Annotated in this window: 14 protein-coding genes; 5 read left to right on the top strand and 9 right to left on the bottom strand. The window is 51.0% G+C overall.

Annotation, left to right across the window (positions count from 1 at the left end):
- The first annotated feature begins 199 nt into the window (after window positions 1–199).
- Window positions 200–478: a hypothetical protein gene (locus ACYVEA_RS33265; protein ID WP_461117691.1), complete on the top strand. Its 279-nt coding sequence runs from the start codon at window positions 200–202 to the stop codon at window positions 476–478.
- Between the two features lie 232 nt (window positions 479–710).
- On the opposite strand, the gene ACYVEA_RS33260 is transcribed toward ACYVEA_RS33265, so the two are convergent.
- The 3 genes from ACYVEA_RS33260 to ACYVEA_RS33250 form a co-directional block, all read right to left on the bottom strand.
- Window positions 711–1,556: an AraC family transcriptional regulator gene (locus ACYVEA_RS33260; RefSeq protein WP_461117690.1), complete on the bottom strand. Its 846-nt coding sequence runs from the start codon at window positions 1,554–1,556 to the stop codon at window positions 711–713.
- A gap of 144 nt (window positions 1,557–1,700) precedes the next feature.
- Entirely contained in the window at window positions 1,701–2,474 is a 774-nt protein-coding gene (locus tag ACYVEA_RS33255) for an SDR family NAD(P)-dependent oxidoreductase (protein ID WP_461117689.1), read from the bottom strand.
- Between the two features lie 311 nt (window positions 2,475–2,785).
- Window positions 2,786–3,202: a winged helix-turn-helix transcriptional regulator gene (locus ACYVEA_RS33250; RefSeq protein ID WP_461117688.1), complete on the bottom strand. Its 417-nt coding sequence runs from the start codon at window positions 3,200–3,202 to the stop codon at window positions 2,786–2,788.
- 101 nt (window positions 3,203–3,303) lie between these two features.
- On the opposite strand from ACYVEA_RS33250, the gene ACYVEA_RS33245 reads away from it, so the two are divergent.
- Entirely contained in the window at window positions 3,304–4,167 is an 864-nt protein-coding gene (locus tag ACYVEA_RS33245) for an SDR family oxidoreductase (RefSeq protein ID WP_461117687.1), read from the top strand.
- Between the two features lie 236 nt (window positions 4,168–4,403).
- Here ACYVEA_RS33245 and ACYVEA_RS33240 read toward each other — a convergent pair whose 3' ends face one another.
- On the bottom strand, window positions 4,404–5,279 hold the full coding sequence (locus ACYVEA_RS33240; RefSeq protein WP_461117686.1) for a pirin family protein: 876 nt from the start codon (window positions 5,277–5,279) through the stop codon (window positions 4,404–4,406).
- A 167-nt stretch (window positions 5,280–5,446) separates the two neighbouring features.
- On the opposite strand from ACYVEA_RS33240, the gene ACYVEA_RS33235 reads away from it, so the two are divergent.
- Window positions 5,447–5,803 carry a winged helix-turn-helix transcriptional regulator gene (locus ACYVEA_RS33235; RefSeq protein ID WP_461117685.1) on the top strand — a complete coding sequence of 119 codons (357 nt, stop codon included), beginning with the start codon at window positions 5,447–5,449 and terminating at the stop codon, window positions 5,801–5,803.
- Window positions 5,804–6,036: 233 nt separating this feature from the next.
- Here ACYVEA_RS33235 and ACYVEA_RS33230 read toward each other — a convergent pair whose 3' ends face one another.
- The 3 genes from ACYVEA_RS33230 to ACYVEA_RS33220 form a co-directional block, all read right to left on the bottom strand.
- Window positions 6,037–6,315: a hypothetical protein gene (locus ACYVEA_RS33230; RefSeq protein ID WP_461117684.1), complete on the bottom strand. Its 279-nt coding sequence runs from the start codon at window positions 6,313–6,315 to the stop codon at window positions 6,037–6,039.
- Between the two features lie 102 nt (window positions 6,316–6,417).
- Window positions 6,418–10,515 carry a beta strand repeat-containing protein gene (locus tag ACYVEA_RS33225; RefSeq protein WP_461117683.1) on the bottom strand — a complete coding sequence of 1,366 codons (4,098 nt, stop codon included), beginning with the start codon at window positions 10,513–10,515 and terminating at the stop codon, window positions 6,418–6,420.
- A 200-nt stretch (window positions 10,516–10,715) separates the two neighbouring features.
- Window positions 10,716–14,867, bottom strand: coding sequence for a hybrid sensor histidine kinase/response regulator transcription factor (locus ACYVEA_RS33220; RefSeq protein WP_461117682.1), 4,152 nt, complete (start codon window positions 14,865–14,867; stop codon window positions 10,716–10,718).
- Window positions 14,868–15,694: 827 nt separating this feature from the next.
- On the opposite strand from ACYVEA_RS33220, the gene ACYVEA_RS33215 reads away from it, so the two are divergent.
- Window positions 15,695–16,063 carry a nuclear transport factor 2 family protein gene (locus tag ACYVEA_RS33215; protein WP_461117681.1) on the top strand — a complete coding sequence of 123 codons (369 nt, stop codon included), beginning with the start codon at window positions 15,695–15,697 and terminating at the stop codon, window positions 16,061–16,063.
- Between the two features lie 359 nt (window positions 16,064–16,422).
- A complete protein-coding gene (locus tag ACYVEA_RS33210; RefSeq protein WP_461117680.1) occupies window positions 16,423–18,069 on the top strand; it encodes a tetratricopeptide repeat protein in 1,647 nt (548 codons plus the stop codon).
- A gap of 484 nt (window positions 18,070–18,553) precedes the next feature.
- Here the strand turns inward: ACYVEA_RS33210 and ACYVEA_RS33205 are convergent, their stop codons facing one another.
- Together ACYVEA_RS33205 and ACYVEA_RS33200 are read right to left on the bottom strand one after the other, a co-directional pair.
- Window positions 18,554–19,813, bottom strand: coding sequence for a hypothetical protein (locus ACYVEA_RS33205; protein ID WP_461117679.1), 1,260 nt, complete (start codon window positions 19,811–19,813; stop codon window positions 18,554–18,556).
- Window positions 19,814–20,046: 233 nt separating this feature from the next.
- A complete protein-coding gene (locus tag ACYVEA_RS33200; protein WP_461117678.1) occupies window positions 20,047–20,847 on the bottom strand; it encodes a T9SS type A sorting domain-containing protein in 801 nt (266 codons plus the stop codon).
- Between the last annotated feature and the right edge of the window lie 164 nt (window positions 20,848–21,011).

Below are 21,011 nucleotides of genomic sequence, written 5' to 3'. Positions count from 1 at the left end.
ATGGGAAATGATTTGATACCCATTACTTTTTTAAATAACTCCTAGTGCGCAAGCCTAGTTAAATTTAGTGTCTCGTTATACGCCCGATTAAATGAGGCCTCAAACAAGGTTTAATCTCAATTAGAAGCCGTATTTAAGATTTAGCTAAGAGAAGTCACTTAATTGCATTGGGAAAGCTAAAGTGCTTTTAAGCGATTACATGACCCTTAAGACGTTACTGAAATGGATTACACCACTGACCCTAGGTGCCTTAGTAGGTCTCTACGAGATCTTACATGGCCTGTACTACACGCTGTACGGAACACCCGACCAACAGCGAGACTATCCCCTTGAGATTGTGCTAGGGCTGCCCATCATGGTTGTATGCCTGGGGGGGCACTGGTTGATTCGACGTCTTACGCATTCGAATACGCGCACCATCTGGCTGATTGAGTCGATCCTGGCGGGGCTTGTTATCTACGGTTTCTATCAATCTTAAACGCATAAATCTTGCCTAACCTACTGTCTGAACAAACAAAACAGCTCTTAAGTAGTAAAATTGGCTAACATCTTCGTCTCTTGTTGAGAGCGTTTCTTGAGGTTCTATAATCCAAAGTGACAGGAAGTAGGAACTAGTAAAATTTGCTCCGTTAACAGCTAAAGGCTCATCGATAGATGAACAAATGAATCCCCGCAAATACTTGTCTCAGAACGGGTGCTAATCAACAAGCTCAGTTCTGGGTAAAGGATTTCTTGAATGCCAAAGGCGAAAAACCAGTCTTGATCTTGAATAGCTTATTGAAGGATTGGGAATGTTCAAACCCTAACCTATAAGCCACCTCACTGACGGATAGATTAGTGGCGGTCAGCTTCTCCTTTGCTTTCTCGATCAGTTTGAAATGGATATGTTGCTGGGCATTTTGTCCCGTGAGCGAGCGAAGCATATCGCTTAAATAGTTAGGGCTGTAATTAAGTTGCGCTGCCAGGAATTTAACCGTGGGAATGCCTTGATTCACCGATACCTCACTAGAGAAATACGCGTCCAATAGTTGCTCTACCTGCTGTAGCAGGTTGCTGTCAGCGCTTTTCCTAGTCAGGAACTGACGTTTGTAAAACCGGTCAGCGTACGTCAATAACAGTTCGAGCTGGGCGATCAGCACAGGGTGACTATACTCATCGATCCGGCTGCTGAGTTCGTCCTGAATCAGTTTGTAAACCGAAAGGATGATCGTTTTCTCACGTTCTGAAAGATGCAGCGCTTCGTTAGCCGAATACGAAAAGTAACCGTACTGCCTAATCGTCTTGGCCATGGGAAAACCTTGTAGAAAAGTGGGATGCAGGAATAATACATACCCTGAATAATCCTCCTGACCACTCACCGAGCCGATGAGCTGGTTAGGGGCGACAAAGAGCATACTCCCAGCGTCGAAATCATAATGTCCCTGCCCGTATTTTAGCTTCCCGCCCGCTTTGGTTGCCAAAGCGATTTTATAAAAATGCTGCACATGATAGGGGCGTGGGTCGTGGAAACTAAGCTGATTATCGCTATTGTCAATCAGGCTGATCAGGGGGTGCATAGGTTCAGGAATGCCTAAAAACCGGTGAACCTGGGCAATAGAGTCAAGCCTGTGGATCCGTGAATCGTTTCTGTTCATCCTAAAAATTAATAAAGCTATAACCGACAACGAAACCGTTGTTGGTTGTGGATAGACGACAAATGATTACCAGGGGAGCTCACCATCAGGGCCCGTGAAGGTACCGGTTGGACCATCAAGCTCAAGGGCCACACGAATCGGATTCCGTGCGCCAATCTCAATCGAATCGGTACCTTCAAAATTGTTCAAAGCGGTTGCCGTAAAGCCTGGACTGGCCGCGTTGACCTTGATATTTTCGCCTTCCAACTCTAAGGCCAGCGCCAGCGTAATGGCATTAAGTGCCGTCTTTGAGGCAGGGTAAATAGCCCCAAAGTAGCGACGATAGGGGAAAGAAGGATCGGCATTCAAGGTTAACGAGCCGACACCACTCGATACATTGACAATACGTCCTGCTGCCGATTTTCGTAAAAAGGGGAGCATCGACTGGGTAACCGCTAATACGCCGAAAACGTTGGTTTCCCACACGGCTCGCATTTCATCCAATGAAGCGACGCTGGCCAGGCTTGAGCGGGTATTTTCGGCTACTGTTTGGCCAGGTCTGCCTGCGTGTGCGATGGCGGCATTGTTGACCAGTAAATCCAATTTTCCAAACTCTTCACCTACTCGTTTTGCCGCTTCCCGAATGGAGGTTTCATCGGTTACATCCAATTGAATAGGATAGGTTGTTGAACCGATGCTCTGGGCGGCCACTTGCCCTTTGGTAAAATTTCGAGAACCCACCAAAACGATGTATCCATTGGCCGAAAGGGCTTTGGCTATTTCTAGGCCAATGCCTTGATTTGCTCCCGTAACCAGCGCTATTAATCGTTCCTGGGTCGATTGTTCCTGTTGATTTGCCATCGTCGTTTGTCTTTTAAATACGGTAGCAAAGGTGGTGGCTTATCAAGGGTTGTGTGTAGCTTAATCAAGGAGATTTGTAGTCAAAACAAGGGAGCGCATTTTGAGACGCTGGCTTTTAATAGCTGTCCAACTAGATGAGTGGCTTACCATCTCGCCTATAAATGGGGTAACTACCAGCCCTGTTGGAAGCAAGCATAAAGTGAAAGCTTGAAACAGCGCTGTTCCAGAGATACCCCGAAAGTTTACCAGGGCTGGCTTGAAATCGCACCGCTTTTTACTGCTTTTCATACAGAAGGACACACTCCTATGGGTTAAGCCAGGGCCTTTTTGCGGGCGAGCCGTTGGTACTTCGCAACGGCTGCCTCTTGCCCAGCCTGAAGGTCTTCCACCAAGCTAGGGTCAACCACGGTCGAGCCATGCTTGGTTCCCCACACGATGAGCGTTATAATAATGGGGACTGTGTCAATGCCTTTTTCGGTCAGGCGGTAGGTGAACTTCGATTTCTTATCGGCGGCCACCGCTTTGGTTAAGATGCCTTGCGACTCCAGAACCGCCAGGCGGTCGGCCAGAACGTTAGTCGCTATCTTTTCCGCTGACTGCAAAAATTCCCCATAAGTAGACTTTCCCGCCAACACCATGTCCCGCAGAATCAGCAAGGTCCACTTGTCTCCCAGCACGTCGAGCGATGTGCTGATGGGGCAAGTAGACCGCTGGTTTAGCGCTTTCATAAAAAACGACGTATATTTTACTTGCCTTTTGCAAGTAATTTGATTTACCTTTGTGCTTGCAAATGGCAAGTAAATATACGGGCATTTTAGTTCTTCTCATCATGATTCTAATCACGGGAGCCACCGGTGGGTTAGGCCACCAAATCATTGACGTCTTGCTCACGACCACCCCGACCTCCGAAATAGCCGCTTTGGTACGTGATGTCAATAAAGCGGCCGACCTGGTGAAGCGGGGCGTAGACGTCCGGCAAGCCGATTACGTTGACTACCCCGCCCTGGTGCAAGCTTTTCGGGGCGTCGATAAGGTGCTGCTAGTTTCCGCTGTGGCCTTTACCGACCGGGTGCACCAGCATCAAAACGTCATCGACGCTGCCAAGGAAGCCGGGGTAAAGCACCTATTTTACACCAGCATCCAGCGCAGCACCCATTTTGTGCTGCCCGAGGTTACGGAAAGCGACCTGGCCACGGAAGCCTACCTTAAAGCCTCCGGGCTTACCTACACCATTCTCAAAAACGGCTACTACTTTGAAGGTCTTAGCCACCTGATTGGGAGCCAGGTGCCAGAGACGGAGATCCTGTTCCCGGCGGGAGAGGGCAAAATAGCCTTCGTTAAGCGAACCGAATTAGCTGCCGCCACGGCCGTCCTGCTGACGGGCGTAGGGCATGATAACCAGGCGTATACGCTGTCGGGGAGCGAAGCCTATTCGTTTGACGATATTGCCCGGGAATTCTCCGCGTTAGCGGGTCGGCCCATCGCTTACAAAAGCATTGAGGTGGGGTCATACGTCGCCCAAAAAGTAGCCGCCGGCTTCCCTGACTTTGTGGCCAACTTCTTGGCCCAGTGGGGTGCCGCCACCCAAGACGGCATGCTGGCCGGGACGCACGATACCGTCGAGCGTCTGCTGGGCCGCAAGCCAACTTCGCTGCGGGAGTACTTGAAAACGACTTATTTTCCGGGTACCTAACCGCTTGTAGCGGCAGCCAAAATCCATGTATCCATTCAACCGGGCCGGGCAAGAGACTTTCCCGCTGGAACTCAGTTGCTTGATTCCTGCCGGCTAAAAATACATACATAAACTTTCCATTGTCTCAAGGGGGTGGGTATTTTGAGAATTCAAAAAAACAGGGGTTACAAATCAGAAACGATCATTTCTGGTTTGTAACCCCTGTGAACTACCACTTTCAACCAGCGAATAACAGATTAGTATAGAATCCGTTGCCCTTTCGGAAAGGTGGCAATATGTTTCAGCTTACCCTGTCTAAAGTCTTGGTAAAGCCGACGAATGTCCTCCTGGGTATCGCCAATAAAGGGCCCATGGGAGACAATTTCGTCCCCCTGGCGTTCGCCGGCATAAAGAATGACCCGACTGCCCGTTTCACCAGCCGTTAATCGAAGTTCGCTTAGTGGCTCATCATCTGCGAATCGGTCAAGCCAGCCCACCTGATCCTGCATCAACCGTTTCTTGGCGTCGCCAACGTCCACACTCCCTTCAAGCGCATACAAAAAGGCGGTGTAAAGCGCAGGGATGTATTGTAGGGTCGTTGCATAAGGTGCCAACCGGATATCGGCCAGAATCAGGGGTGTATAATTCTGAACGGGCGAGGTTACTCCTGCCAACGAGCCGCTGTAGACCTTGATGTCCACCGACCCATCGGTGACGCTGGGTACATGGTTTAAGGGAATATCCTGCACCCGTGGTGTAGTCCAGCGGTCTTTTTTGGGCAGCGTCAACCATAATTGCAGGAGTCGCATCGTCGCTTCCCGCTCAATGGTTTCGGTGTGAATCACGCCACTCCCGGCCGTCATGAGTTGTAAATCGCCCCTCCTCAGGCGGTAAGCCTCGTCGCCCATTTCACCTTCCAGCAAGAGGGAAACTGTTTCAAAACCGGCATGAGGGTGTGGCCCACCGGCTGGCTGCTCATCCCGTTTTTCGAGTCGCTCATCCATCAAGACGATAAACGGATCGCTCTGGGAAAAGTCAACCTGAATGAGCGGACTGGCCAGATGACCCGCTCCTAAAAATCCCCGCTGGACCTGGGGTGTATATATGTTGGCAAGATTTCGCTGACTATTCATATCGCTACCTGGTTTACATAGGGGTACTGATTGTGTTCCCTTATCCGCTGCAAATTTACTACATTTGCTATACTTTAGTAAGCAATATACTTGAGTATAGTACTATACTCAAGTATAGCGACAATTTCAATAAGACGAGTAACCCGCTAATCATAAACTGATAGTCTATGGAGCCAAACAACTTACTACCTGAGGAATGTAGCCGTACTTTACGGCCAATCAGAGATGCCCTAGATGTCTTAAATGGGAAGTGGAAGTTGCCTATTATTGTGGCCCTTACTTTCGGGGAGAAGCGGTTTGGGGAAATCGCTAAAGAGGTTCACGGGATTACGGATCGCATGCTGTCCAAAGAATTACGGGATCTGGAGTTGAACGGGTTGGTCAAGCGCCATCTATACGATACCTATCCTGCCAAGGTGACCTACACGTTAACCGCTCATAGCCAAACGCTCCATGAGGTGATTGAATCTTTGCGCAAATGGGGCGAGTTACACCGGAAAAAGATGATCTCGGGTGAAAAATGAAAGGAACTAGTTGACCCTTGTTTAGTTGACAGTCTTAATAAAGGGCTTGTTTGAGTAGCAGATACAGGCATATCACTTTGTCTCAGGCGGGAGCGTTTTGAGAGACAATGAATTTTTAATATCTGTCAAATCCTGTCAGTCACATACGGCTCAGGACCCCCTACGCATGCCTCAGCCAAAACGCATCTTACTCCGAAATAAACTAGCGTTGATCCTTTCCTGCCCAGACGAGTTTAGCTGATTTGGACAGGAAGGGCTGAGCAGACCACCGTGGGCTGAGCCGCCCAATAGCCCACCAACTGCTGAAACATCTTTTGACAGGCATGGCTGCTTTCCGCCCCCTGACAGCAGCCCGCACTGGCCCACCGCGTCCCTACCAGACACTGGTGGTGGCCTGATTCAGTCAGAAATTGCGCTGCTAGAAAGCCCAGCTGGCGGGCCAGCACCGGCCGGATCGAGGTCTTAAAGAGCGGCTGGCCACCGGAAGCGTGTCTGGCAGCAACGGTAACCACAGCCGCTAACCATAGCTTAGACAGTAGCAGGCCATAACAGGATAGAAAGGGAGCGGGTAAATCAGGGGCCAGCCGAACCCAGGGGTCTGGCTGTTCCCGGCCTCATTTATTGAAATACTCAATCGTTTCGGCGTCTGTATTGTTGTTCAGCCGGGTTTCGCTCCCACTCGGGTCGACCACCGTCGCACTCACACTCAGCCGGCCCTTGGTGGCCCCCGGTGTAAGCGGCCCACTTAGCCCAACACTGAGTCGCCCCCCCGCCGGCAGGGGCTGGGTGGAGGTCAAGGTGTACATCCCATCCACGGGGCCACTAAACTGCCACGACGGGTTCTGCACGGGTTTGCCCCCCACGCTGGTAGCCGCCGGATCAAAGCCCAGACCGAGCATGGTATCCTCACTCAGCTTGACGCTCACCGGACCCGAAGTCACCACCCCGTTGAGCTCATAGACCGTTACCACCACGCTCACCAAGGTGGGGCCATACACCAGGGCGGGTTGGGCAAACAGTAACAGGGTCAGGTCGGAGGTGGGAGCGGTGAAGGTAGTTTCATAAGCCCCCATGTCAATGGTGCCGTTCTGAATCCGCACGTGGCCTGCCAGATCGGTAGCCGGACCACCTGCCGACTGATAAGCTTGGTTGCTACCGGTGTTGATAGCGGGCGAGCCGGTCGCTAATTGGGTACTGGTGGTGCTGGCAAAAGGAGAACTGCTGGCCGTGAGGTTGGTAGGATCAGTGGTGTAACCCGTCACCGTGTCATCGAACAAACTGTAGCTCGCCGTGATGGACACGCTGGTGGGGCTGCTCACGTTATAGAATGTATTGCCCCCGCCGTTGTCCCACACCACACAGTCGGTGAGTTGGGTGCTACTGGTGTTGTTGGCGATTGCTCCACCCTGGTTGGTCGTGGTGCCTCCCGACACCGAATTACTCAGAAAACTACAGTTGATCAGCTGAGGGGTGCAGTTGTTCCCGTTGTTGATAGCTCCGCCCCGGGTAGTAGTACCGCCCACCGCCGAGTTACTAATAAAACTACAGTTAATCAACTGCGGGTTGCTGTTGACATTGTTGGCCATCGCCCCGCCGTAGGTATTGGTACTTCCCGACACCGAGTTATTAACAAAACTGCAGTTGATCAGCAGCGGACTACTATTAGTAAAGTTACTCATCGCCCCACCGTAGCTGATGTTGCCGTTCGACCCCGAAATAGAGTTGCCCTGGAAACTACAATTGGTCAGTTGTGGGCTGCTGCCATTGCCATTGTACATAGCCCCGCCCCGGCTGGTAGAACCGCTGGTCACCACCACTGAATTATTCACAAAGCTACAGTTGCGCAGGGCGGGGCTGCTGGCATCGTTGAACATCCCGCCCCCCAAGGTACCACCCGCTCCGCCCGTGATCACAAACCCATCCAGCACCGCTGTGGTGGTCAGGCTCAGACTGGCCGGATTGCTGATGACCCGGAAACTGTTGTCGCTGGTGTTGCCCAGGCTACCAATATCCCCACTGAGGGTGGTGCTGGAAGGCTGTCCTGTGACGGGATTGATGGCCGGGCGATCGGTCAGGGCTGCTTCGGTGCCCGCAAAACCGCCATAGATGGCCACCCCGTTTCGCATAGAAAAGCTGGCATTGCGGTCACTCCCGGTAGTCGGTTTGTACGTTCCGGTAGCCACCCACACCTGCCTATTACCCCCGCAGTTGGCCGCCGTATTGATAGCGATCTGGAGCTGACTGGCACCTAACGCGTTGCTCCAACTGCTGCCGTCGCGTAGGCCCGCCCCCTGCTGGGTTACGTATAGGATTGGGCTACAAGTAGGGGGGATAACAGTAATGGTCAGGCTGGCACTGGCAGTACAGCCCGCTGCGCTCCGGGCCGTTACCGAGTAGGGCGTACTGGTGGTGGGGCTGACCACAATCGAGCTACTGGTGCTGCCCGTTACCCAGGCGAAGGCCGTTGCCCCGGTGGCTACCGCCGTCAGGGTAACGGAGCTGCCCTGGATGATGGTGGCCGACGGACTGGCACTGATGCTAACAGTAGGTACGTTATTGACCGTTACACTGGCCGTGGCTGTGTTAGAGCATCCCCTGCCATCCACCCCCGTCACGGAGTAAGTGCCGGTGGTGGTCGCCGTTAGGGTGTTGCCCGTGGTGTTGTCATTCCAGGTGTAGGAACTGGCCCCGCTGGCTGTCAGTAATGCCGACTGGCCCTCGCAGATGCTGACCGAGCCGGGACTGATGCTGACGGCAGGTCTATACACGGTCACCTGAGCGGTAGCGGTGTTGGAACAGCCATTGCCATCTACCCCCGTCACAGAGTAAGTGCCGGTGGTGGTCGCCGTTAGGGTGTTGCCTGTGGTGGTGGTGTTCCAGGTGTAGGAACTGGCCCCGCTGGCGGTTAAGGTTACTGACTGACCTTGACAAACCGTTGCTGAACTGGGGCTGATGCTGACCGTCGATTTATTGACCGTCAGGTTGAAGGCTGTAGAGGTGAGTGAGTTGCAGGTGCTGGTCACCACCAGCGAATAACTGCCTGCATTGCCCGGTTGTGGATTGTTCAGGGTGAGCGTGGCCGAGGTTTGGCCGGCCACGGGGTTGGCAAAGCTGTCTTTATACCATTGGTAGCCCGAGACCGTACCACTCACACTTACCGGCACCGAGACGGCAGTGCCCGCACAGACCATCGAACTACTGGCGGGTTGGGCATTAATGGCAATTGGCAGGAAGGTATACTGAAATTCAAAGGCGCCCATGTCTATCTTGCAGCCCACGATACGGGGATTACCCGCTAAGTCCGTTGCGCCAGCGTCGACACTGCCATCCCCAGCGTTGATGGCGGGCGAGTTGGCCCGTAACTGGGTGGTGTTCGTACCAGCAAAGGGCGAGACCGTTGTCGTCAGGTTATTGCCATCATTCTGCCAGCCCGTCACCGAGGTCTCGATCAACGAGTAATAGACTCGCGGATAAACTTGTACATTGTAGAACGTGTTGGCCCCCCCATTACCAAATACCACACAGTTGGTCAGTGTAGGGCTGCATTCGCCAGTCGTCGTGTTGGCCACAGACGTATTGAACATGGCCCCGCCCTGGTAGGAAGCTGCATTGCCTTGAAAGGAGCAGTTGGTCAGCTTGGGGTCGCACACGCCATCACTCCCATCGTTGGCTATAGCCCCGCCCTGGTAGGAAGCTGTATTGCCTTGAAAGGAACAGTTGGTCAGCTTGGCGTAGTTCCTGCCTTTGCTCGTCCCAACGTTATACATTGCCCCGCCTATATCATTTGCCGAATTGGTCACAAACGAACAGTTGGTCAGCGTAGGACTGCTTTCGCCATAACCACCACCACCAAACCCGCTGTTGTACATCGCCCCACCAAATCTGGCCGAATTGGCCACAAACGAACAGTTGATCAGCGCAGGGCTGCTTCTGCGACTACAAAACGCATCGTTCGCTGACCCATCATTGGCCATTGCCCCGCCTTGCCTGGCCGAATTTCCCTGAAAGAAGCAGTTAATCAGTGTAGGGTTGCAATCGCTGGCACAACCAACGGCACCGTTATAGACTGCCCCGCCTGAAGACAACGCCGAATTGGCTACAAAAGAACAGTTTCGAATCAGGGGGTTCGTGTGTTCACCCTGAAAGCTGGTAAAGTTGTGCATACCCCCGCCACTGTCCGTACTGTGATTTGCACTAGTCAGATTGGCATTACCGCCCGTAATCACAAACCCATCCAGAATAGCGGTGGTCGTTAGGAAATTAAAATTAGCGATGACGTGGTAACTATTATCTGAGTTATCGCCTACCGTACCGATATCCCCGCTGAGGGTAGTGCTGGAGGGGTTACCCGTGATGGGGTTTATCGTTGGTCTGGCGCCGAGGGACGTTTCATTGCCCACAAAACCACCGTAGATGGCCAGGTCAGGTCGCATCGAGAAGTTGATGGTACGGTCGGTTGTGGTAGTGGGTTTGTACGTACCGGCGGCTACCCACACCTGGTCGCCCGCGGCACTGGCATTGATCATGGCCTGCAAATCACCACTGGCACTGGCCCAGGAGCTGCCGCTGCCTGTACCGCCTGCTTTAACGTAGCGAATGGTGCCCGCTTGGGCTAAAACGGAACTGATACCAACGAGCATCAGCAGTAGGGTGTAGTAAAGAGAGTGAGCAGGCCGAAGCGCAAAACCAGCAGGAAGTAATCGTGTTTTCATATACTAAGTCAAAACGTTGATAGACGGCCACCCTAGTTATCGGACGGGGTAGACAGCCAGAAAAACCGGCGGATGTACAGGACGTAGCGAAGCAAAATGCCCCATTTATCGCTGGGGCAAGATTAGGTGTTTCGTCAGCAAGTGAGTCGGAGATTTCACCCAAAAACTCGGAGAATTGTCCCAACCGGGCGTGAAAGCGACTATTTTTTGGTTAAATCCCGGTACTGACTGGGCGAGAGGCCGAATTCCTCGGCAAAGACCCGGCCGAAGTAACTAGGGTCCTGGAAGCCTACCGCATCGGCGACCTGGGTAATGTTCAGGTCAGGTAACAGGAGTAATTCTTTGGCTTTTTGTAGACGCAATGTTCGCAGATATCGGTTCATCGACAGCCCCGTCAGAGCGGTCATCTTGCGGTGTAGTGAGTTGCGACTCGTCCCCATCATCGTGCAGATCATCTCAATATCCAGCGCCGGGTTATCCAGATGCGGCAGTACGTTGCTGCGAAGCCTAAGCAGGAACTGGTCTTCCCCCGTCTCAGGCGCTTCGTTCGGAATCGGCCCGGCAATGCCCAGGGCGAGTTGACTAAAATAGCGCTGTAACAGACGCCGGCTCTGTAGCTGGTTACTCAACACGACCCTCAACTCCTCGAGGGAGAAAGGCTTCACCAGATAGGCATCTGCCCCCCGGCGTAACCCCATGATTCGGTCACTCACCGCTGCCCTGGCCGTTAGCAGCACAATGGGAATGTGGCTGGTCCGCTCGTCATGCTTCAGGGTATCGCAGAGCGCAAAGCCATCTTTGAGTGGCATCATCACATCACTCAGAATCAGGTCCGGAATAGTCGCCAGCGCCTGGTCAATACCAACCTGCCCATTTTCGGCCCGAATCACCTGGTACGCATCCCGCAGACAAATCTGAATATACGCGGCTACGTCCTCATTATCTTCCACTAGTAACACCACGGGCCGCTCACTAGCCACGTCCAGCGGGGGTTCGCCCCACTGGGGTTGGGCTGAATGTATGGATGACGGAGCGGGAGCTTGCCCTTCCGCCAGGGGTGCCCGACGGGTAAGGGGTAAACTGACTATAAACTCAGCTCCCCGGCTGTAAAGGGCCTGCCCCGAATCGTTCGACCAGGGTTGGCCCGGCCGATCCAGGCCGAGCCCATCCAGGCCGGGCCGATTACGAACGGCCAGACCACCCTGCATAAGACCCACTAATTCCCGCACCAGTGAGAGGCCAATGCCGGTACCTCCGCCCGATGCGTTCTGCGGGTTCTCAACCGAATCGTCGGACCGCTGATAAAAGCGGTCGAAGATCCTCGGCAGACTGACTGGCTCAATGCCGGGTCCGGTATCGCTCACCGTGATCTGGATCCACGGCTGATCGAGATGACTAGTCGGGATAAGCTCCTCGTGGTAGCCTGCCGCAGTGAGCGGATGCCAGCTGTTCTGAACGGCAACCCTATAGATTACCTGACCACCCGTAGGGGTAAATCTCAGGGCATTGACCAGCAGGTTCGCTAAAATATCCTGGAGTTTATCTTTGTTGAAGTCAGCTTCGCACTGCGCTTCCTTAGACTCAAACTGTAAGTGTACACCTTTCGCCTGAGCGATAGCCTCGAAGGACTCCCCGACGTAGCCCACGAAGCTGACCAGATCGGCCCTTTCGAGGTGAATGGCCATCTCCCCGGCTTCGAGTTTCGAGAGGTCCAGTATCTGGTTGATCAGCCGTAGTAAGTTGTTGCCATTGCGCTCAATGAGGCCGGCCATTTGACGCAACTCAGGGTCGAACTTTTGGTTCAGGCTGGCCGCCATGCCCAGAATGACGGTGAGGGGCGTCCGAAATTCATGCGAGATGTTCGCAAAAAAACGTGATTTGGTTTCGTCGAGCCGCAGCAGGTCCTGGGCCTGCTGCGCAATGAGCTCAGTGGCCTCTTTGATCTGGGTCTGTAACCGGGTTTGTTCCTGCTGGTGCCTCCAAACTCGCCACCGGCCCCAACCCCATACCGAACCGATCAGTAAAAACAGCATGAGTATCAGAAACCAGTTGCGCAGATAGAACGGGCGTCGTACGATGACCTGGATGGCCAGGTTCGCCGACGACAACTGACCATCAGCTGCCTGCCCTTTTATGACTAATTGATACTCGCCATAGGGTAAATTGCTCAACCGTATTGAGGGCTCGGTCTGATACGTCCACTCGTTTTCCAATCCTTTAAACTGGTAAGCGTACACGTTTTTTTGGGCGTCCGCGTAATTGAGCAGCGCAAAGTCCAGCACACTCGTCCGGTCACCAGGCTGTACAATAATCCGGTTACTTTTTACCACTCCTTCGGTTTTGTCAACAAGTTTGTTCAACGCATTATCAAACTGGCGAAACGAGACGATACGTAGCGGAAGGGTGATCGGAGGTTTCTCGTATTCAAAATCGAGTGGATTAAATGCGGTTATGCCGTTCAGACCGCCAAAATAAAGCTGGCCGTTCTGGGCCTGAACATGAGCAATGCGGTTAAATTCATTGTGGGTAATGCCATCCTGAACCGTGTAAGACCGGGTTGTCAATCGGACCGGATCAAACTGCATAATGCCGTAGTCACTGCTCAGCCATAGATGGCCCCGCCGGTCGGCATAGACGGCGTAAATATTGTCATTGGATAACCCATCGGTACGCCTGAATTGCCGGTATGTGTTTTGCTGCCGGTTCCACCGAATGAGCCCCGCATTGGCCGTTGCCAGCCAAAACAGACCTCGGGAATCCTGGTAAAAATGCTGATAACTGTCGGTAGGCAGCCGAAAGCGCCCTATGCCTCCATTCCAGTAACGAGCTGTGATGCCCCCTGATGGATCAACCGTGTACAAACCCGTAGTCGCACAGATCCAAAGGGTACCCTGTCGATCGGCACCGATATGAAGCACATGCGACTTGGCTAGTTCGGCAAACTGGTTGTAACGGGTAAAAGGCAAAACCTGTCCCGTTTTCGTCTCGACAAGCCAGAGACCTACTATCCCACCCGCCAGCGAGTGCTGGTTACTAAATGGGAACATTGTCCAGATCGATCCGCCACTGGGCAATGGAGAAAGCGTTTGCGAATCGGTTCGAATGTTATACGTGACTAAATCTATCTGGCCTATGTTTAGTTTTCCAGGTAGACTATTGGTTAAGCCATACGAAATGCCACTTACCAATAGCTTCCTGGCTATTTCACCTGATAGATCGCAGCTAAACAAGCCTTTTTTTTCCAGGTTGGCGTATAGCTTATTCCCAACAACGGAGATACCTCGAATGGATGCCGCCTTTTCCTGGATATTGGTTGGCTCGTAAAAGAAGCGGTGAAAGTAGTTTTCAGTTACCTTGACCTGGTACACACCAAAACTGGTCCCTAACCACATCCAGCCGTTTCTGTCGGCGAAGAAACAACGATTATCAATCGACTGGCCTGCCAGTTGCTCCTTCAAATCCAATAGGGTTCCTGTGGTGACACTCCGTAATTGGGTACCTGTCCAAATCAATCCGCTCCGATCAAACGCATAGTATACGGGGGAGAAAAACGCAGTTCTTCCCTGCCGCAATGAAGCCGGTAATTGCCGTCGATTCCCCAACGGATCTACACTATACTGTACTCCCTGTAGGTCGGTGTCTGAACGGTAGACAGTATAGAAAAATTCGATACCCGCATGGGGCTGGCCTAAACAGACGTTAATGGTGCCTGGATCGTGTCGAAAGCTATGGAGAACACGGCCATCTTGGGTTAATTCGACTAATTGATTGCCATCGGCGGTGGCCCAGATGGTGTTACGGGCGGTAACCTGGTGAATGGTCAGACTTTTATAGTGGGCAAGGGGCACGTAGTGAAGGCCGGACCTGGGATGGTAGGATGTCAGGATAGCCGGTTGATAATTGGCGAAGAAGATCGTGCCGTCAGGACTGCCCAACACGTGCTGTCCAGCAAGTAGAGAACTTGTCAGGGAATACTTTTTGAATTTCTCATCAAATGAAATAGCCGTGCCCGTCAACGGATTAAACAGGGTAATCTGCACCTTACTATCCTTATAAGCGCCCATGAGCCACAAAAGGCCATCGGCGTCCTCGGCAATAGACGCTATCTCATCGAAATCGAGCCCGTTACGTTCTTTGGTGTAGGTGGTAAATTTCAGGCCATCGAATCGGTTTAGCCCAAACTTGGTACCGAACCACATAAAGCCCCGCCGGTCCTGTAAAATGGCGTTTATTTCCCGATGCGATAAGCCGTTTTCAGGGCCATACTGTTGTACAGAAGCGGCAAATTGCTGGGCCTCAGCTACCGAACAAAGGCAGAATAGTATACATACTATAAAGCGTACAGTTTTCAAGTTGAGTTATAAAGTGGTTTACCACGCACTAAATTAGCTTGTAAGTTCGCTCATTTAAGCCAATTATTAGCCAATTTCTGTATACTAACAACTCAATGGTAGGTAAATAAATTGTCAGATTTCAAACCAAACTCAACATCACATCTTTGTCCTGACACTTCAGGTTTGAGAGCTTACCTGAACAGTTTGATAAACTTGCTGCGTCGACGACCGTCCGGTGTAGAGGTCTGATTTTCGACATCAATCTGGGAACGGTAGTCTATGCCTGGGTACCAACGGCGCACGTTATAATGCGTGTCCCTCGGCCGGTATAGTTGAAAAGCTGGTGATGAGCATCTTGCAAGTCGATAATTGAACCGTCTCTACTAATTCTGACTTAAAATTCCCCGGAACAAGTCAACGTGAACGTTCTCATATTAAGTGGTTTATGTGAACAGACCTATATTCCGCGAAACGCCCGAATTAATGAGCAGATACATGAATACTTTATCGTCTAAGACGGGAGCCAATTCATGAACGTTACTTCGTCTCAGTTAGAAGCGTATTTTGAGAAAGCCGTTGAGACGAAATCCTTTTTACTTGCTTTGCCTACTGAAAGGAGTATTAATGTAAAACGAAACTAAATCGTTTGACTCGCCCTGCTAAGAAGATGTCGCAATATCTCCCTTAATTTGTCGTAATCTGCATGTTTCCCTTTCGTTAAGCAGGGCTAGCTTTGAGGCGTTAGACAATCAAAATGGGAAAATTAGTTTGTTGGATTATAGCAAACATTTTACCCCTAATCAATCCCCCTCTAATCAATGAGTGCTTCAGAGAATAAACACCTAATGGAAACTATTTTCGCCCACTTGGCAAAAGGAAATGATGAGCCTTTTATGGAAGCGATGGCCGACGATATGCAATGGACCTGGATGGGTAGTGGGCAATGGGCAAAGACCTTTCAGGGAAAGCGGTCCGTAGTGAACGATATATGGGGGGCGGTGAAGACAACTTTACTTCCTCCTTATAAAGCGACTGCTACCCGTATTATAGGGGACGGGGAGTACGTTGTGGTCGAAGCGATTGGTCATAACACGACGCCTGATGGCAAGGTGTATAATAATCGCTACTGCTGGGTATGCTGCATTCAAGAGGGTAAATTACGGGCTATCAACGAGTATATGGATACTGAATTGGTGACAACCACATTCCAATAGTAGTCTTTGACTGGTCCTCCCATGAGCCTTGTTATAAGACAAGAAATGGAGCGTTTAAAGAGAATACCAATAAAACCATGTTGAATTGAACATGAACGAAGATTTGGCGAGATTGCACCACCAAACACGTTCGGAAGGGCAGAGGATTTTCGTATCCTACCCCTTTTAAAACGTTTTTACAACTTGCTCAGAAGATAGGCCCACATTCCATTAATCCGATTAATTTAGTCCTTTGCAACGGGGAAACAAGTCAACCCGAACCTTTGCCCTGGAACGGAGTAAACGTAGGCTGACCCTCGGTTAGTAGTTCCTTAAGGCAAATCCTGGGCTTTTTAGGACGTTTAGTAAAGCCATCTGCCATGCAAAAGAGCACACCCCTTCTCCTTTTAATGGCTTTGCTTCTTAGATGTAAGCCCAAGACCGATACGCCCTCTACGGAACAAATTAATGCGTTAAACCTCAAAACGGGGCAGATCATCCTATGTGGTGCACAAGCCCTGAAGTTAGGCGATGCCGAATTTAAAAGTACCTGCAAGCCAAAGGCTAAACCCGATTTTGATTTGGCCATTAAGCTACTCCATTCATTCGAATATGAGGAGGCCGAGAAAGCGTTTGCGAAACTGATTACTCAGGATCCGCAATGTGTGATGGGCTATTGGGGCATCGCCATGGCCAACTTTCATCCGCTTTGGGCGCCACCGACCGAAGAGGAACTCAAAAAAGGGGCCAGGGTAATCCAAGTTGCCAAGTCAATGGAAACCTCGAAGCGAGAAGCGGATTATTTAGCGGCTATTAACGCTTTTTATCAGGACTGGCAAACGGTCGATCACGTCACTCGTTGCCAGCGGTTTGAAAAGGGGATGGAAAACGTCTACAAAACTTACCCTGACGATAAAGAGGCCGCTATTATTTATGCTCTGGCCTTAGATGTGGCAGCGAGTGCTGATGATCCATCGTTCCGTAAACAGAAAAAAGCGGGTGAAATTTTACAGGCCCTCTATCCAGGCCAGCCGAACCATCCGGGTATTGTTCACTATCTGATTCATACTTATGATTATCCCCAGCTGGCTCAACTGGGCCTTCCTGCCGCCCGAAAATATGCCTCCATTGCTCCCTCATCCGCTCATGCGCTACACATGCCTTCTCACATTTTTACCCGGTTAGGGCTCTGGGATGAATGTATTCAATCGAACCTGGCTTCGGTATCAGCCGCTCAGTGCTATGCCAAAGCAGCATCCATAAAAGGTCATTGGGATGAGGAACTACATAGCCTGGATTATCTGGTCCATGCCTATCTGCAAAAAGGAGATAATGAGTCGGCTAAAAAACAGTGGGGTTATTTGAAAACAATGACGCAGGTTTATCCCCTCAACTTCAAAGTAGCTTATGCGTTTGCCGCCATTCCGGCCCGTTACGTATTAGAAAACAAACGGTGGGCCGAAGCGGCCCATCTTCAGGTAACGCCTGCCAATTTTCCCTGGAAAAAGTTTCCCTGGCAGGCTGCCATTGTCCATTTTACCCGCGCCTTAGGGGCAGTCCATATTGGCCAGTTACCAACCGCCCAGACCGAGCTCGCTCAATTAGATAAGCTTGGGCAGCAGTTAATTGAGCAAAAGGACGCTTACAAAGCCAATCAGGTAGCCATCCAGGTGCGCACGGTGGAAGCCTGGTTGCATTGGAAGGAGGGGAGAACTCAGCAAGCCTTGGCGCTGATGCAGCAGGCTGCCGACCTGGAAGACAAAACGCAGAAACATCCGGTTACGCCGGGCGAGGTTCTTCCCGCCAGAGAACTGCTGGGCGACATGCTGGTACAAATGGGCAAACCCAGCGAAGCCTTAGCCGCCTATGAGCTGAATTTACAACGGCATCCCAACCGGTTGAATGCGCTATATGGAGCAGGGCTATCGGCCAAAAAAGCCGGTGATGTTAAAAAAAGTAAGGCCTATTTTAACCAATTAGCCGCCGTTGCGGGGAACACTCAAGCAAGGAAAACAAACAGTAAGTAAATCTTTCTACTTGTGATAGTCACCATTTCACTTTTTGCATTTTTCCCTGCTTAATTCTTGCTTTTGGATCGCCCATTTTTTAAATCGACATCATGCCTGCTCCCTCGTCTCATGCAGGAGCGTTTTATAAGACAATCTGTTTGGGCAGTTTGGCGACCACTTTTGCCCACTATTCGGATAAAGTGAAAGTATTGTACGGCAGCGGCCGACCGTCACTCTTACACTTTATCCGATTATACGCTTCTGAGTTACCACGTGGTATGAACATTATGCCGATATCGGCATAACATCCCTAATGCCGAACGGAAGATTATGTCGCATTCGATCATCAAAACCCGCACAATACAGTCTCAAGTCGATCTTTGACAATTGTATGCGGCATAATTTTGACGTTAAGTTAGATTTCGAAGGCATCTGTAGCCCTGCAACTGACCCCAGTATTATCTAGTGTTGGGTAGTTTAGCAAAACGGCCTTTAAGAGCATTTAGGGGAGCAGGGATGCATACTCCCGAACATTAATCAGAGGAATGTTGGTTTTGTAAGCCTGATTGATCACCTTAATCGTTTCATTGGCAATGACGGCACTGCCGATGGCCGAGGGGTAGAGCCCATCCTGGGAAAAGAAATTGCCGTTGGGAAACGAAGGATCAATGAACAACCCATCCTCGGTAGTGTACTGCCGATTGATTACTCTTTTGTATAAACTGTACAAATCCACTATTGGCGTGTTACCAGTCACTTTCGATAAATACGGCAGACTGTAATCATAATTCATGAAGGCGTTTAGCTGAAACAGTTTGACCTCCTGTTTGGAAAGCACGTCCTTGTCTTCCAGCACAATGGGCAAAGCACCTTTCTGGGCAAAAGCCTGCTTGATTTTATCATTCGGAATCAGCAGGGCACTGTCTACCAGAACCACCCCGCTGGTGATATTCATCGCTTGCAGTTTTTTGGCATCATATAAATGGAAGTAAGGAAAATCCATGAGGTCGGGCCGGTTGTACATAACCACATTTCGTCCCAGATTTTGGCTGTCTAGAATGTCTTTTTGAAACGCGTAAAAAATAGTGCCACTTCCCGTATAACGGCTTAGGCGATCACTCACCAATTCGGGATTGATAGCTACGCCCACATAAATGTCAAAATCAGGCTCGTAAAGCAGCAGATGGATTTGGCGGGCATCCATCAACCGGGTGATGAGGTCGTAGCGCTCCGGCTGATTAGTCGGGAAAAGTCGGTTTAGGTAGGCATAATAGTTCCGCTGAGCGGGATAAGTGTAGTCAACTCTGGCCGAGTCCGCGGGTTTCGCCCCAACGCCGTAGGGTAGAGCCAGGTTATCTGGCATCGGGCCGTTGTATTTGCTGAACACTAGCGGGTTAGTAGAGATAACCCCGGTCTGGTTGGTTACCCTCTTCCAGGAAGGTAGCGGGTCAGTCTGATCATAAACCAGGTATCCCGTGCCGTTGCCAACGGCCGGGTCAAACAAGGGGGACACAAAGGAGGCCAGTCTCATCTGGTGGGCAATCAGCGCCGGTATGCAGGTGAGTTGGCCCTCCCTGTACAGGCCCCCATCCCGATACCCGGCCATCAGGGAGCCACCCCAGGCTACCAGTCGGGTGGTCGTGGTATCGACTGGCCGATGCAGACCCAGTAAGTCGGGTTGGTAGGCTACCGGGGGCAGCACAACATCGGATTTGACCGGTCGGGAGAGCGAGCCAGTAATGACTACGGTTGGCTCTTCCACACTGGGTTCGATGTGTTTACACCCACTGAAGCTCAATCCGAGCAGTAGTAAAAGCAACCGACACTTGTTCATATTACTAAAGAGACAATTGATTTTTCGTTGTTCAAACTCGATCAGCTAAGCCTTCTTTCCATTGTTATATTTTGTCATGGCTCTTATGCTTAAATGATGATAGGAGCCATGACAAAACACGTTTCAACTGGTGTCTTTTAGCCAGTATCAACCCGGCGGCCTTATTTGCCGCCCACTACCATCTTTTTAATAATAGATACATCACCCGCTTTCAGCCGGCAATAATAAATGCCAGCGGGCAGGGAGGCTATATTCACCGGATACGTAAAAGCTCCCTTATCATGACGGTTTTTAGCTACGGTTTGCTTCACCTGGCCCGTCACATCGATAAAGTCAACTTCCACGTTGGCTGGGTAAGGTATTTCGAACTGGACGGTTGTCTGTATAGAACTCGGATTGGGGAATATACTTAACTTGTACCCAAAATCCGCCTCGCCAGGCTCACCAATGGCTGCTTTTCTGGCCCCGCTGGTACAGCTTTGTGGGTAGACCATGGGGGTTAAGCTCCAGTTGCCATTACCGTTTTTCACCCAGCAGCGCATACCTGTCCCTAATACCGCGCTGTAGGCTGAAGAACCTCCCCCAGTTCCATTATCCAGATCACCATTCCCGTTTACCCATTTATAGTCAGAATAACCCGATGGAGCATACGCGGTGAATGTGCCAGCACTACTGTTATATTGTAGAGAAACAGACGGCATTGTTTGAGCCGCAACTCCGTACCCCGAAGATCCAAGAGCATTTTGCCAGGAGTTGGCGAGTGCAGTCAACCCCTGGTAGGATGGGTTTTCATTAAGATGGACAAAGTCTTCGGGATGGCGATGTTGATAATCTATTCCATCGGTCGATGCGCCACTTCCAGTGGACGCGGCTACACTGGACTGATCACTTTGCACCGTGGGGTTCGTAAGGCCAATAATTCCCAGGTTCTTATAAGAAAAGTACGTTGCGGGGGCAGACACAAACCAGGGAATATTGTATCCATAATCTGATCTGGACTTTCCTATTACACTACTAAGTTTGTTATAATAAGTAATAAGACAAAATTAGTTTAATAGATATTGTTTTTAGTTCTTTGCTGCTAAACCGACTGAACTTTGGGCAAGCGACGTACCATTGACCTGAC

Source organism: Spirosoma jeollabukense (genome assembly GCF_054777855.1).
The sequence above is the reverse complement of the archived record's forward strand: the minus strand, read 5'-3'. Positions and strand labels throughout refer to the sequence as shown.

What these genes read in the sequence shown, in the direction of transcription:
- ACYVEA_RS33265 (WP_461117691.1), top strand. Translation starts at nt 200, where the DNA reads ATGACCCTTAAGACGTTACTGAAATGGATTACACCACTGACCCTAGGT.
- ACYVEA_RS33260 (WP_461117690.1), bottom strand. Translation starts at nt 1,556, where the DNA reads ATGCACCCCCTGATCAGCCTGATTGACAATAGCGATAATCAGCTTAGT.
- ACYVEA_RS33255 (WP_461117689.1), bottom strand. Translation starts at nt 2,474, where the DNA reads ATGGCAAATCAACAGGAACAATCGACCCAGGAACGATTAATAGCGCTG.
- ACYVEA_RS33250 (WP_461117688.1), bottom strand. Translation starts at nt 3,202, where the DNA reads ATGAAAGCGCTAAACCAGCGGTCTACTTGCCCCATCAGCACATCGCTC.
- ACYVEA_RS33245 (WP_461117687.1), top strand. Translation starts at nt 3,304, where the DNA reads ATGATTCTAATCACGGGAGCCACCGGTGGGTTAGGCCACCAAATCATT.
- ACYVEA_RS33240 (WP_461117686.1), bottom strand. Translation starts at nt 5,279, where the DNA reads ATGAATAGTCAGCGAAATCTTGCCAACATATATACACCCCAGGTCCAG.
- ACYVEA_RS33235 (WP_461117685.1), top strand. Translation starts at nt 5,447, where the DNA reads ATGGAGCCAAACAACTTACTACCTGAGGAATGTAGCCGTACTTTACGG.
- ACYVEA_RS33225 (WP_461117683.1), bottom strand. Translation starts at nt 10,515, where the DNA reads ATGAAAACACGATTACTTCCTGCTGGTTTTGCGCTTCGGCCTGCTCAC.
- ACYVEA_RS33215 (WP_461117681.1), top strand. Translation starts at nt 15,695, where the DNA reads ATGGAAACTATTTTCGCCCACTTGGCAAAAGGAAATGATGAGCCTTTT.
- ACYVEA_RS33210 (WP_461117680.1), top strand. Translation starts at nt 16,423, where the DNA reads ATGCAAAAGAGCACACCCCTTCTCCTTTTAATGGCTTTGCTTCTTAGA.